Here is a 13,036-nt window from a genome sequence, read left to right on the forward strand (position 1 = left end):
AAGGGAAAATTTCCGAATCGCAATTAGCTTCTTAGCTTTTTAAAACAATAATCTTTTTTGCGCTGCCATTAGACAGCTTATTAAAGTGCGCCTTTTATTGGCTGTCCTCTACTTTCTTTCACAGTATAAGCTCTGTCTATTTATACAGCCTCGAAAATTCCATTACCTGTTTTCTCAATGCTTCCAGTGCCTCTTTTTCCTTGTCCGGTTGCTGATCATACCGGTTCAGCAGGAAAAAGATCGGGGCATAAAAGTTAACTGCCATGGCTTTTGGGTCTTTGCCATGGAAAACGCCCCTGGCAGTCATCTCCGCAAACAATTCTGTCTGATAGGACACAGCCGCATCCATAAAAAGTCCCCGGTACACTTCAAACACCTCTCTGTCCCGGTACTGCTCAATCACGAGCATCCTGCGGAACTTAGACGCAAATTCGTCTTTCAGATAAAACAGGAAGATCTTTTCGCTGAGCGCAAGAATCCCTTCCTCACTGATACTTCCATAAAGCTCTGCGGCTTTTTCCATATCGTGTTCATCGGGCAGGCCGTACTCCTTTGACATCCGTTCCATCCGAACCGACATCTCCTTAACGATCGTATCAAATATTTCCTTCTTGCTTTTGAAATGCTTGTATAAGGAACTGTCTTTTATGCCTACGGCATCCGCAATGTTTTTCACACTGGTCCCCTGATATCCATATTCAGAAAATAACGTGAGCGCTTCTTCCACAATTCGTTCTTTTGTATTCATTATCCTTCTCCCTGTAATAAATCTTTTACCAGCTGTTCCTGTTCAAACAGGGCACAGCCTCCAGTATGAAATTCCTCAAGGCTTCCGCTTTCCTGCAGTCTCAAAAACAGAGGAGACTGCAATGCCTCTTTAAGGCTTGTATGTACCAAACTTGTATCTGAATAGGGAGAAAACGGACAGGGCTCTGCGCCGCCGGATGCATTGATATGGAAAAATCCCCTGCCGGCCGCCAGACATCCTCCTGAAGCCTTTTCATCTCCCGGAAATGATATGAACACCATATCCTCCTGGTCCTCTCTGAGCTTTCGGAGCCTTTTTCCCAACGCTTCTCTCTCTTCTTCACCCGGAGCTAAATACTCTGTCTTCCCGTCAGCAGGTACATATTCCACATAGACGACTGCCTTACAGCCGTTTCTTCCAAGTTCACCGAGGAATTCTTCCGACGTGACCTCAAAAAGATTTTCCCTTGTCACCGTAACCGATGCGCCGAATAAAAGGTTCCGTTTTTTTAAACTTCCCATGACCTGTCTGAGCTTTTGATAGACTCCGCTGCCCCTTCTGGCATCCGTCTGTTCCTCGCCGCCTTCTACACTCAGCACCGGAAAAAGATTTCTGTTGTCCGAAAACAATTTAAGACAATCTTCCTGCATCATAGTCCCGTTCGTAAACACCGGAAAGATTACCTTTTTATGTCTGCCCGCAAATTCTACCACATCCCTGCGCATCAAAGGTTCCCCTCCGGCCAGCAATATAAAACTTATGCCAAGTTTTTCTGCCTGATCAAAAATATCATCCCACTGTGCACTTGAATCTGTCCCATGGCCGATTTCCTCCGTCTTTGCAATGGAAACTCCCGGACCGGACATCTTCTTCACAAGCTCTTCCATCCTCGGGAGACATCCCCAGGCCTCCATTGTTGTAAATGTTCCCTTATGACTTGAAAGTCTAAATGCGTCAGAACTTCATTGGCCAGATCTCCTCCCGAAATATCAAAAAGTGCCTTGATCTCGGGATTCCGGTAAAACTCCATAAGTTCCCCGGCACGCTGCCTCCCTGTTCTGTCAAATACTGAGGAACCGGCATAAAGATACCGGCTGAAAACGGGTATGAACCCCAGCTGCTCCAAGGCATTTCCCAGCATCATCACGGCAGACCGGGCCGAGTCTGCAAGTCCGTTGGAACAGCATACAATTCCTGCCTTATCCTGTCTCCCAAGCATCAATGTCCTGTGCCTTTCCTAACAATTCCAACCCGTTTCATATCTTCCTCTAATAATGCACACGGATGATCATACGTCTCAAAACCGGCCGGCGAGCAAATATCGCGGTTCACCCAGCGGCATATGTGCTCCTGATACATCTTATCCATGTTCCAAGGCTCATCTGTATATTCCATGCATTCTATTGCCTTATTAAGCCCCGCCACAGGCTTCCGCCCGTGAGTCGATGGGCTCCCCATACGGCGGCTGTTTCACCTTCAGATGCTTTTGTAACGGAATCGTAATTCCCAGCTGCATTTGTTCTCCTCCTTACTTTTGGCTTATTCTAAATCTCTGATCTTTTTCCGCTCCTCCTTGGACATGGAATCCAGCAAATAACTGCGGTCCTTCTGCTGCCTTTCCAAAAACTCTTCCCTGATTGTCCGGTCAGCAAGCTTCACTTCCTCAAGCAGTTCCCTGGCAGAGAGCAGTGCACATCCCTGTCCCCGTATAATGATCTGTTCCATGCCGTCGGAGGTTGCCACCGTAACATCATATTTCCGCCCATGTTCGTGCGCGAACTTCTCGATATACTGATCCGCAGTCTCCGCCTCTTTTGTATAGACCACATGAATGTTCTGGTAATCCAATATTTCCGTATCATGACCCACAACCCGATAGGCATCAAAAACAACGATCAGCTGGCATTTCCTGATGCCCTGATAATTGCTCATGATGTCCAGCAGCTTCCCTCTGGCCGCATCAATATTTACCTCTGCCAGTTCTCTTAAATCTTCCCATGCAAAGATAATATTATAGCCGTCCACCAGCAGATATTTTTCACCCGGCTTTTTCTTCACTGAGGCCCTGGAAGCCGAACTCTTATAATCTTCCATCGTCCTCTCCAGTTTCTTTTTGACCCATCCGGTCTTTTTCTTTCGGTTCGCAAAATAAGTCTGTTCCAGAATCCGGTCGATCTCCTCCGTGTCAATCCATTCCTCTTCCGTATAGGAACGGCGCACCGCGTCCTCTTCTTCCGGCTCTTTTTCCTCTGCCGCAAGCTGGCATTCCACATGCATATAGTCCTTGACTTTGTCCCAGCTCACCGTAAATCCTGCCCCATGTGAACAGAAGACAGAGCCCGTCGGATTTTCTGTATCCCGCTCAGAATCGTAGCCGCTCTTTTCGATCACTTCCTCTGCATTGTAACAGGGCCTATAACCATTAAGGGCACAAAAAAGACGTCCCCTCCCCTTCGTGTAGGCTATGACTTCTTTCTGATAGCCGCTCATCTCTGAGACCGGGGCACTTCCGGTCAGAACTGACATCTCTCCCTCTGTCTGAGGGTTTTCAAACTCCCCGTACATCCGCTCAATATCCGACATAGCCCGTCCCACCATCTGCTGAGGCACTTCCATACGGAACTCATAGTACGGCTCCAAAAGGACAGACTCCGCCTGTTTCAGACCCTGCCGCACCGCCCGGTAAGTAGCCTGCCGGAAATCACCGCCCTCGGTATGCTTCAAATGAGCCCTCCCTGCTGCCAGCGTAATTTTCATATCAGTTATTGCAGAGCCGGTGAGAACCCCGGGATGCTCCTTTTCCTGCAAATGAGTTAAAATCAGCCGCTGCCAATTCTTATCCAGCATATCCTCGCTGCACTGAGTATCAAACTGAAGGCCGCTTCCCGGCTCCAAAGGCTCCATTAAAAGATGTACTTCCGCATAATGTCTCAGAGGTTCAAAATGTCCCACGCCCTCCACTGTTTTTTTGATGGTCTCTTTGTAAACAATATTTCCTGTTCCGAATTCAACTTCTGCATCAAACCGTTCGGCAATCAGGCTTTTTAGTATTTCCAGCTGAACTTCTCCCATGATCTGCACCTGAATCTCCTGAAGCTGCTCATTCCATAAAATATGAAGCTCGGGCTCTTCCTCCTGAAGCTGCCTTAATTTTGGCAGCATCACTCCTGCACTCATCCCTTCCGGCAGTATGACCTGATAGGTAAGCACCGGTTCCAGAGCCGGCTCATATCCGGTATCCTCGGTACCAAACCCATCTCCCGGACGGGTGTCCGTAAGCCCTGTGACCACACAGATCATTCCTGCCTGTGCTTCCTCCGCCGTCTGATATTTTTCTCCGGAATAAATTCTGATCTGATTGACCTTTTCCTCTTTCGGTTTTTGTATCAGCGCCGACCTTACTTTCAGAACACCTCCTGTGACCTTTAAATGAGTCAGGCGGCTGCCCTGTTCATCCCTGGAGATTTTGAACACCTTTGCCCCGAATTCTTCGGAATAATCCACCGGACGGGTATAAGTCCCGATTCCCTGCAAAAATTCCCGGACTCCGTCTGCTTTCAATGCGGACCCGAAATAGCAGGGAAATACCCTTCTCTCCGCAATGATTTCTGAAATATCTTCACTGCCGATCATTCCGCTGTCTAAGTATGAGTTGAGCAGTCCTTCGTCACAAACTGCGATATCTTCATAAAAATCCTCACCGCATTCCCGGCTGAAATCAACACATCCCTCATCCAGCCGATTTTTTAATTCTGTCAAAAGCTGTTCTTTGTCAGTCCCCGGCTGATCCATCTTATTAATAAATAAAAAGGTTGGAATTTTGTATTTCTCCAATAAGCGCCACAACGTTTGCGTGTGTCCCTGGACTCCGTCGGCGCCGCTGATCACAAGAACCGCATAATCAAGAACCTGCAGAGTCCGTTCCATCTCGGCAGAAAAATCCACATGCCCCGGCGTATCCAGGAGTGTGATTTCCATTTCTCCGAACCGGAGAACTGCCTGCTTTGAAAATATGGTAATCCCGCGGTTTCTCTCAATCTCATGTGTATCCAGGAACGCATCTTTATTATCAACCCGTCCCATGCTCCGGATGCTGCCGCTCTCATAGAGCAGACCTTCCGACAGGGTTGTCTTTCCTGCATCCACATGGGCTAAAATTCCGATTACTAATCTCTTCATCATCTATAAACTCATTTCTATATTCTTATTTAGCTGTCAGTCCTATTATAGCAAATACGATGGACACAATATAGGGGCTTGATAACTTTGTGTATGTCCCTGATGAATTGTTTTTATTTTATCAGAAAAACGAAAAACAGCCCCAGGTTAAAAACCCTGAGACTGTCCGTGTTACTTCTTTTGATAAACAGAATGTCCTAAAAACTCCCACTTCCCATGCCCCGGCCTGATAATTTCTCCATTCCCGAGAAATAAATATCCTCCCGGTTTTAAAGACTGGTACAGACCCTGCAAAATTTCTTTTTTCTTCTGAATGTCCATATACACCATCACATTTCGGCAGAAAATCACATCATACTGCTCATCCGGCCACTGCTGCTCTGCCAGGTTGTGATAACGGAACCGCACCATATCCTTGATCAGCTGAATGACTGCATAGGCAGTTCCATCCTTCTTAAAATATCTCATCTTCCAGTCCACCGGAACTTTTATAAGCTGCCTGGGCAGATATTTTCCTTCCTCACCCTGGGTGAGTTCGTGTTTTGCAATATCTGTCCCGGTAATCTCGATTTTGGGAAGTTTCCATCCCCGTCTTCGGCATTCCTCCGCCGTGATGGCAATAGTGTAGCATTCCTCACCGGTGGCACAGCCTGCACTCCATATGCGAAATACGTTTTCTTTACCTCTTAATCTCTGTAATATTTCATGCTCAAGATACTCAAACTGCCCGCTTTCTCTCATGAAATATGTATAATTGGTGGCCGTAAGATCAATTAAATTCTGTTCTGTCTCCGGATCTTTCTGTACTGCTTTTACATACTCCAAAAAACTCTCCAGCTGCAGCCGCTCCAGCTCATGCTGAATTCTGCATTGAATCAAATTTCTTTTGTTGGAAAGCTTCATCCCATATCTATTCTGAATGTATTCTGTCAGAGCATCAAACTCATCTTGATTCATCTCAATCATTTTCTTTACTCCTAAGTTTTACAGAGATAATTTATTTCAGTTAAGCGCACTCTGCGCGATAAGCTTATGATATAAGACTTTCTTTCAATTCTCTTCCGTAAAAATTTGTTTCTTTCATGCACTGAATAAAACTTTCTTTCGTCACTCCGCTTTTCTTTGGACGGAACTCCCATTCTGTCGTTGTAAGAGCCTTATCGGCCATTACATCAAATTCGTGCTCAGACACTTCGATATCATCAAAACAGACCGGAAGTCCCATACTCAGATTGAATTTTGCAATTTTATCACGTTCTTCAAACTCTGTCGCAAATGTGAGCAGACACAGAACTCCTAAGGCTACTACCTCCCCATGAAGATGACGGTGTCCTCCTTTCGTGACCGTTGACCCATAATATACGCAATGTGCCAGGCTTGAATTATAGTAATAATCAGGCGCACTGCTGACCATATTGGAAACAAGTCCTGTACTGATGATGATATCCAGAGTCACCTGTTCCAATTCATAGGAGACTCTTTTCTCCCTTAAATCTTCCAGCGCCTTTTTCCCATAGTCAATCAACGGGGCTGTATGATTCAATAAATGTATGGTCCGCTGCTTTGGGATAGTAGTATTCGCGAAAAGAACCATCCGGATGATAGATCACTGAAATCGCTGTCACTGCCGCACAGTTGGATGCAACCGTAGGAAAACAAAACAGCGGTTTGTCCAGTTCATTAGCCAGATATTTACCTGTATCACAGGCACGCCCTCCTCCAACGGCAAAAATCATATCTGCCTGCCTCACCACATCCTGCTTCATCAGAACATTTCCGTTTTCGTATGTAGAATCTCCGCCGTACCAGATAAAGTCCAAAATCTGCACGTCAGAATCCTTCACCCCCTCCAAAAGCTTCTCTTTTGCTTTTGACATTGCCGTCTTTCCTCCGATGACAACTGCTGTCTTTCCAAGAAACCGGGCCTTCTCCGGAATTTCCTGATAACAGCCTTCTCCAATTGTATATCTGGGTAAATTTACACTGTAGTAACTCATATGTTATACTTCCTTTCTGATTTTTATGCAGTCTCACAGGGTATTTTTTTATTCCGCCGAGATTTTTCATAACTTTCATAATAGACTAAAAAGTCTCCTTATGTCCGAAAACATAAAGAGACCAAATTATCCGCTATTAATTTCTGGACTGCTGATGATACATTGAAGTCATTATAATCCTGAAAAAAATAATATGCAAGTCCTTTTAACCCTGTCAAATTTCCCCAGATTTATATAGGCGGATAGTATCTTCGATTGCGTGATAGTCCCGCTCAAACAATTCATCACTGATTTGGGTCTTCAATATATCCTGAGGAACCCTCTCTATGATTTTATCAATAACGAATCTCTTGCTCTTTTGTTTGTACTTCGGAAGCTGATTTAATTCCTGTATATGAGCCAATTCCGGCCTCCAAAGTAATTTCATTTTATCTTTCCACACGAGTTTCGGATTTTTGACCGGACTCCGGAGCAGATAGAAATCCACTTGATCTCCTGCCTCTTCTACCGTAATGATTCCCCACCATTCCGGTACCTTTTCTTCTATATGCAGTGCATGTCTGGTGCCTGCGACCACATAATTATAGTCGAAAAACCGGTCATAGTCTCTGACCTGTCTGCTCAGCCGGGTATAAGTATCCGCATCGCTCTTAATCTCTATACCAAAAACAGAATCCTCTGTAACCATGACAATATCTGCTCTGGATCGTCCCATCTGTTTTTCTTCTATTATTCTGATCTTATGATAGCACTCCTCCAAAAAATCAAAGAGAGGACTGCGAATGTCTTTATCGTATAGCATATTTTTTAATCCATTCTCGCCTATATATTAATTTAGTATAAATCTCAAGTTGTGTCTCAAGCTCTCCCAAATCAGAATAGCTCATCTCCTCTATGTGCTAAATCTTATCTAAGTTTATATCCTACTACAGCATCTTTGGTTTTTCCTTTATCAGTTCCAGATTAATATTTTCTGCCACTGATAAGTGACGGTTCAGCAGGTCCTCAAGCTCTATATGATTCTGCTGTTCAAGGGCAGCCATGATCCCTTTGTGTTCCCCGATGGTCTCCTGCATCCTTCCTTCCCGTGTAAAAGAAAGAACATTCTGCCAAAAGATACGGTGCATATATTCTTTATACAAATGCAGCATTGCATCATTTTCCAGAAACTCCACGATACCTTTATGAAACTCATAATCAATCCTGGCAAACTCCTCACTGGAACCGTTTGTATCGATCAAATTCTGCTGCTGTTTAATCTTCATTCTCAGATCGATCAGACATTTTTGTGCCTCGGCTGAATCCAAATCTGCGACCAGCTGTTTTAAACAAAAGGTCTCAATGGCATTCCGTATTTGATAGGTTTCCCTGATATCATCCTCCATCATTTCATGAATCATGAATCCTTTGCTTGGATAGACGTCAATATAGCGTTCCTGCTCCAGCCGTAAGACAGCATCCCTCAAAGGAGTTTTTGAGATTCCCAGTTCTTCCGCCACTTTTTTCTGGGAATAGATAACCCCATGTTCCAACTTATCGTTCAGTATCAGATCCTTCAGATAATCATATGCTTTGGACTGCAACAGCTGTGTACTTTTCATGCTACTACCTCATCTTCTAAAAAGCCTCATCATATTGTTAACAATTATCTAATACTATAGCATATCTTTCAGATTCTTTCATCCACTGCAATTTATTATAGAAGAAAAAACATCCTTTTCTCCAATACATTTGAAAAAAAGGATGTCCGTAAATTTACAGATTACTAAAAGATCACTCGATGGAGCATTGCCGCAAGAAATGCTCCGATCAAAGGACCTGCTATGGGAACCCACGCATATCCCCAGTTTGATCCTTCTTTATTCTTTATAGGGACAAGTGTATAGATAATACGGGGCATAAGATCTCTTGCCGGGTTAATGGCATAACCGGTCAGTCCCCCAAAAGACATGACCCCTCCTGCTACTCCGCAGAATACAAAGAACATTGACACTCCATTTGCCGGATTTTGATGTCCGAGGGAAAGCAGGACAAACATGAGACAAAAGGTTGCCATGATCTCCGACAGACAATTCCGCCAGGAATTCTGAATTGACGGACCTGTGGTAAATACACCCAGTTTGGTACCCGGACACTCTTCTTCATCCAGATGATCTTTATACAGCTGCCAGATGATCAAAGCTCCGATAGATGCCCCTATGCATTGTGAGATGATATATCCCGGAACAAGGCTTCCGCTCAAATTTCCTGCTGCCCAAAAACCCACCGTCACTGCCGGATTGCAGTGCGCTCCGGATACAGGTCCGAAACATACTGCTACCGTCACCATTGAAACACCCCATCCAAGAGCTGCTACAATACCTCCGGCTCCGCACATACCGGATTTACTCAAAGAAATATTTGCACAGACACCCAATCCTAACACCATAAATAATGCAGTTCCAACCAGTTCTGCAAGATACAGATTCATATGTTCCATCTGCCACTCCTTCCTGAACCGCCGTTTTATCTGCGGATCAATTCCTCAACAGCCTCTTTCAGCGTATAAGTCTCTCCTACATTACCCGGAAAAATAATATATGGGATTTTCGGAAATTTACTTTGTTCATCTGTCTGCCAGACAGGAATTCCCGGTTTGATCTGGCCCATAACATTTGCTTTTTTCACTGAAAGTGCTTTTGTACCTATATCACTGGATGTAATACCTCCTTTAGCAACTACAAAGGCAGGAACAATTTTCAGTCTTCCCACCAGAGCCTGAACCCCCTGTGAAATTTTTACAGACCGGAGCAGAGCTTCCGTTTTGCTGTCATTGTCAACTGTCAGCAGTCTGCGTTTTGTATAACATACGGCAGTCTTCCCGGATGCTATGATCTGTTCGCTAAGACTTACCACCCGGCTGATCTCATCCTCAAAAACCTGATCTCCCTTCAGTACCAGATCTGAATTAAACTCAATTCCAGTTACTTTGTCTAATGTCAGAAGTTCCTTTAACTGGGCTGTTGTCTTATTGGTATGAGAGCCTACCACCACAATTCCCCCATTGTTTGTGTCCGCAGTTATCATTTCATTTTTAGTCAAAAGTTCCCTGTCTGTTACCCCTCCGATTACCTTTACCAGGGATGCGGCCGACCGGAATAAAAATGTCTTTCCTTTCTCCATTGTCCGGTAGAGCGCAGTACAGAATACTTTAAGGTCACAATAATCCACTGCATTGACAATCACCTTATTGAAATTTTCAACAGTCATCAGCTTTTGCTCGATTTGTGCATAGTCACAGCTTCTGAGCATTTCAAGAGAAATACAGATGGTATCTTCTCCCTTAAACACCCCTTCATTTTTTTCTTCCACATACTCTCTCAGATCTGAACTCTTGTATCCGAATGTTTTATCTTTGGAAAATTCCGTCTCTCCGGCCGGTACCAGCATTTCATTATCTTTTACATAATGGACGTTATCAATGGTGTATCTTCCGCCTTCTTTAAAAAAGAAACACAGAATTTCCCCGTCAACAGGATGATCGCCCTGTTTTTCCATGACTTGCTTTAAAGTATTTGTCTCTAAAGGATAATGCCCCCTTAGTGTAGAATCACTCCTGCTGATCAACACATATTTCTGATTCAATTCCCGGGAGATTTCTTCCACTGTCCGGGCAATTTCTTCATGCACCTGTCTTGTCTGTTTCGGTGTCATGGACCTGGAATTGGTTAATATGTAAAACAGTCTGTTTTCTTCGATAAACCCTTTTCTCATACTGGCTTTTGACCAGTCTGTAAATACCGAAATATCATGAACAGTCTGTATCCCGGTAGGGTCATCATCCAAAACAACAAACTTTATCTGACTTTTATTAATCTCTTCGTTCAGCAGCCGGCCGATCTTTCTTTCGTCAACAGGACTGTACTGCTTTAAAACTTCTATCGTCATATATTCAGCCATAATCCATCACCTCTCAGTATTCTCTGTTGTACTTTTTACTTCTGTCTGTGCAAGTTTCTCAAAATACTGGACAATCCCTGCATGATCGTCATTCATATGTCCCGATACCTTCAGTGCCTGAAAAACCTCAAAAAGCTGGCTGGTAAAAGGCACCGGCACGTCGATTTCATGGGCTGTCTCAACCACGTTTTTAATATCCTTGTGATTAATAGAAATCTTCCCTCCCGGCTTAAAATTTCTTTCAAGAATCATCGGCATCTTTGCATCTAAGACAGCACTTCCGGCCAGTCCGCCTCTGATCGCCTTATAAACTTTGGACGGATCTGCGCCGGCCTTTGATGCAAGGACAAAAGCTTCCGAAACGGCAGCAATATTCATATTTACAATCACCTGATTGGCAAGCTTTGTAATGCTGCCGCTTCCGCTTCCGCCGATCAGAAGTGCCGAAGATCCCATAATCTCAAAATACGGAATCAGTCGGTCAAAAGCGTCCTGATCGCCTCCCGCCATGATGGCAAGAGTTCCTGAAACAGCTCCTGGTTCCCCGCCGCTGACAGGCGCATCCACAAAACTGACTCCCAGTTTTTCCAATTCTTCATAACATTCTTTCGACTGGACAGGGGTCACAGAACTCATATCACATATGACCGTTCCTTCCCTGACCGTGGATGCGATCCCCTCTTTCCCGAAAAGAGAGTCCTTTACAATCATTCCATCTGGAAGGATCATAAAAATAATGCCGCATTCCTTTCCAATCTGTGCCTTTGTTCCTTCCAAAGCTCCAAGGTCTGTCATCTGTTTTACTGCCTGATGATTTAGATCATTTACCATCAGCTCTACGTCTGCATTTTTTAAATTAATGGCCATTGGGAGTCCCATGATCCCAAGACCTATAAATCCTACTTTTGTCATTTTTCTGTCTCCTGTCATTTCTCTTCAATCTCTGCCATACATACAACCTGACTAGAATCCAGACCTTCAATCCTCAGTGGCGCATTGATAAAATTAAGTATTTTTGCATCCTTTGGAATTTCTGAGAGATGCATGTCTTCTATTCCTGTCACAAATTTTCCTGTATAGAATCCCAAGATATTTCTGTGGCAATCCGGAGGAAGTTCTCCTTCCGGCACTTTATCAGACGGCGATCCGATGGCCAGAAAATCCATTCCGATTCCTTTTAAGTCCGGAAAATTTTCTGAAAGGTAAATTCCTGCACTTGGCGCGATATATGGCCCTTCCTTTTGGTATCTCTCCGGCTCTGTAAACTTATACTGTTCAAATCCTGTACGGATCAGGGCAAAAGATACTTGTGATAAAACATCCGCAAAAGGTTCCAGATCCTCTTTGGCGATTCCCTGGGCATCGCTCTTTGGTATTTCTAAAAGTGCGGTTTTCTTGTGAAAGAAATATTCTACCGGCAGTTCATTGATACTGATTCCGTTTTTAACAAAGTGTCTTGGAGCATCCATATGGGTTCCGAAATGATTGGGCAATGTGCTTATAAAGGAACAAAATGGACAGTCATCTGATACATCGGTCATCTGCTCCACCTTAATAACCGGCTCCCCCGGCCACGCCAATCCTTCCGGATCTAATTTGTGTGATAAAAATAAATACATTACAGTTACCTCCTTCTCTTTAAAAAACTAAAATGAACCTGTACTTTTGATACGATTAGTATACCGGTATATCGGTATATCAGTCAATCATTTCTTGCTATTTTGTATAATTTATATATCATTTCTGTCAATTTATTGTGCATAATTATATATGAGTTTTATATCACTATCGTTGGATAGCTTCTTTTATTTTTTAGGAAAGTCTTTCACGCGTTAGCGTGACAAGGTCTTTCTTAAGAAAAAATAAAAAAGCCTCTCTACGTTAAAAATCATAGAGAGACTTTTGATATAATTTTCTGTCTAAGGTTCATATTAATAGTTTGATAGATTTTCGATTATCTCTTTAGAAGTTCTTATATGTCGGAAGATGTTCACGTTTCCGCTCATAACCCCTCACATCTTTGCTATGGGAAGTAGTAGGAATGGTAGTCATGACCGCCCGTAAAACGGGCGGCTTGTTCTGAGGCTATAAGCCTCTGTTACCGGCCAGCGCCTAAAGACGCTGGCTTTCACTTTGTTCAAGCCTTAACGCCCTTGACTCGTCGCTGCCCTTG

The 13,036-nt window shown here is 43.9% G+C and carries 14 protein-coding genes; all 14 read right to left on the minus strand.

All coding sequences use genetic code 11. From position 1 onward, the window contains the following. Positions 1-136: 136 nt before the first annotated feature. The 14 genes from CI597_RS16825 to CI597_RS16885 all read right to left on the minus strand — a co-directional run bounded on the left by CI597_RS16825 (position 137) and on the right by CI597_RS16885 (position 12,482). A complete protein-coding gene (locus tag CI597_RS16825) occupies positions 137-748 on the minus strand; it encodes a TetR/AcrR family transcriptional regulator (protein ID WP_024728786.1) in 612 nt (203 codons plus the stop codon). Beyond that, a complete protein-coding gene (locus tag CI597_RS16830) occupies positions 748-1,635 on the minus strand; it encodes a radical SAM protein (protein WP_024728787.1) in 888 nt (295 codons plus the stop codon). The genes CI597_RS16825 and CI597_RS16830 overlap by 1 nt, the downstream gene beginning before the upstream one ends. Further along, complete coding sequence (locus CI597_RS16835) at positions 1,620-1,967, minus strand: LD-carboxypeptidase (RefSeq protein ID WP_024728788.1); 348 nt, start codon at positions 1,965-1,967, stop codon at positions 1,620-1,622. Before CI597_RS16835 ends, CI597_RS16830 begins: the two co-directional genes overlap by 16 nt. Beyond that, entirely contained in the window at positions 1,967-2,143 is a 177-nt protein-coding gene (locus CI597_RS18860) for a hypothetical protein (RefSeq protein WP_235824667.1), read from the minus strand. Before CI597_RS18860 ends, CI597_RS16835 begins: the two co-directional genes overlap by 1 nt. 144 nt (positions 2,144-2,287) lie before the next feature. Next, the gene (locus CI597_RS16845; RefSeq protein WP_024728790.1) at positions 2,288-4,927 is read right to left on the minus strand and encodes an NYN domain-containing protein; all 2,640 of its coding nucleotides are present in this window, start codon (positions 4,925-4,927) and stop codon (positions 2,288-2,290) included. Between the two features lie 171 nt (positions 4,928-5,098). After that, a complete protein-coding gene (locus CI597_RS16850; protein ID WP_024728791.1) occupies positions 5,099-5,893 on the minus strand; it encodes a CheR family methyltransferase in 795 nt (264 codons plus the stop codon). A 64-nt stretch (positions 5,894-5,957) separates the two neighbouring features. Next, complete coding sequence (locus CI597_RS19060; RefSeq protein ID WP_328514497.1) at positions 5,958-6,470, minus strand: hypothetical protein; 513 nt, start codon at positions 6,468-6,470, stop codon at positions 5,958-5,960. Continuing rightward, positions 6,445-6,924: an iron-containing alcohol dehydrogenase gene (locus CI597_RS19065; protein WP_328514498.1), complete on the minus strand. Its 480-nt coding sequence runs from the start codon at positions 6,922-6,924 to the stop codon at positions 6,445-6,447. Before CI597_RS19065 ends, CI597_RS19060 begins: the two co-directional genes overlap by 26 nt. A gap of 214 nt (positions 6,925-7,138) precedes the next feature. Then, on the minus strand, positions 7,139-7,726 hold the full coding sequence (locus CI597_RS16860) for a sce7726 family protein (RefSeq protein WP_024728792.1): 588 nt from the start codon (positions 7,724-7,726) through the stop codon (positions 7,139-7,141). A 124-nt stretch (positions 7,727-7,850) separates the two neighbouring features. Continuing rightward, positions 7,851-8,525: a GntR family transcriptional regulator gene (locus CI597_RS16865; RefSeq protein ID WP_024728793.1), complete on the minus strand. Its 675-nt coding sequence runs from the start codon at positions 8,523-8,525 to the stop codon at positions 7,851-7,853. Positions 8,526-8,689: 164 nt separating this feature from the next. Continuing rightward, complete coding sequence (locus tag CI597_RS16870; RefSeq protein ID WP_051405253.1) at positions 8,690-9,403, minus strand: MIP/aquaporin family protein; 714 nt, start codon at positions 9,401-9,403, stop codon at positions 8,690-8,692. A 26-nt stretch (positions 9,404-9,429) separates the two neighbouring features. Then, complete coding sequence (locus CI597_RS16875; RefSeq protein ID WP_024728795.1) at positions 9,430-10,863, minus strand: four-carbon acid sugar kinase family protein; 1,434 nt, start codon at positions 10,861-10,863, stop codon at positions 9,430-9,432. 6 nt (positions 10,864-10,869) lie between these two features. Beyond that, entirely contained in the window at positions 10,870-11,775 is a 906-nt protein-coding gene (gene garR, locus CI597_RS16880; RefSeq protein WP_235824668.1) for a 2-hydroxy-3-oxopropionate reductase, read from the minus strand. A gap of 14 nt (positions 11,776-11,789) precedes the next feature. Next, positions 11,790-12,482, minus strand: coding sequence for a cyclase family protein (locus CI597_RS16885; RefSeq protein WP_024728797.1), 693 nt, complete (start codon positions 12,480-12,482; stop codon positions 11,790-11,792). Positions 12,483-13,036 lie beyond the last annotated feature (554 nt).

It is taken from the genome of Anaerostipes hominis (ex Lee et al. 2021) (genome assembly GCF_002270485.1).
GTDB classification, from domain to species: Bacteria; Bacillota; Clostridia; order Lachnospirales; family Lachnospiraceae; genus Anaerostipes; species Anaerostipes hominis.

Excerpts from the sequence above, each read along its gene's own strand:
- CI597_RS16860 (WP_024728792.1), bottom strand. The coding sequence starts at position 7,726 with ATGCTATACGATAAAGACATTCGCAGTCCTCTCTTTGATTTTTTGGAG.
- CI597_RS16825 (WP_024728786.1), bottom strand. The coding sequence starts at position 748 with ATGAATACAAAAGAACGAATTGTGGAAGAAGCGCTCACGTTATTTTCT.
- CI597_RS16865 (WP_024728793.1), bottom strand. The coding sequence starts at position 8,525 with ATGAAAAGTACACAGCTGTTGCAGTCCAAAGCATATGATTATCTGAAG.
- CI597_RS16870 (WP_051405253.1), bottom strand. The coding sequence starts at position 9,403 with ATGGAACATATGAATCTGTATCTTGCAGAACTGGTTGGAACTGCATTA.
- CI597_RS16850 (WP_024728791.1), bottom strand. The coding sequence starts at position 5,893 with ATGATTGAGATGAATCAAGATGAGTTTGATGCTCTGACAGAATACATT.
- CI597_RS16875 (WP_024728795.1), bottom strand. The coding sequence starts at position 10,863 with ATGGCTGAATATATGACGATAGAAGTTTTAAAGCAGTACAGTCCTGTT.
- CI597_RS19065 (WP_328514498.1), bottom strand. The coding sequence starts at position 6,924 with ATGAGTTACTACAGTGTAAATTTACCCAGATATACAATTGGAGAAGGC.
- CI597_RS18860 (WP_235824667.1), bottom strand. The coding sequence starts at position 2,143 with ATGGAATATACAGATGAGCCTTGGAACATGGATAAGATGTATCAGGAG.
- CI597_RS16885 (WP_024728797.1), bottom strand. The coding sequence starts at position 12,482 with ATGTATTTATTTTTATCACACAAATTAGATCCGGAAGGATTGGCGTGG.
- CI597_RS16845 (WP_024728790.1), bottom strand. The coding sequence starts at position 4,927 with ATGAAGAGATTAGTAATCGGAATTTTAGCCCATGTGGATGCAGGAAAG.
- CI597_RS16830 (WP_024728787.1), bottom strand. The coding sequence starts at position 1,635 with ATGGAAGAGCTTGTGAAGAAGATGTCCGGTCCGGGAGTTTCCATTGCA.
- CI597_RS16835 (WP_024728788.1), bottom strand. The coding sequence starts at position 1,967 with ATGCTTGGGAGACAGGATAAGGCAGGAATTGTATGCTGTTCCAACGGA.
- garR (WP_235824668.1), bottom strand. The coding sequence starts at position 11,775 with ATGACAAAAGTAGGATTTATAGGTCTTGGGATCATGGGACTCCCAATG.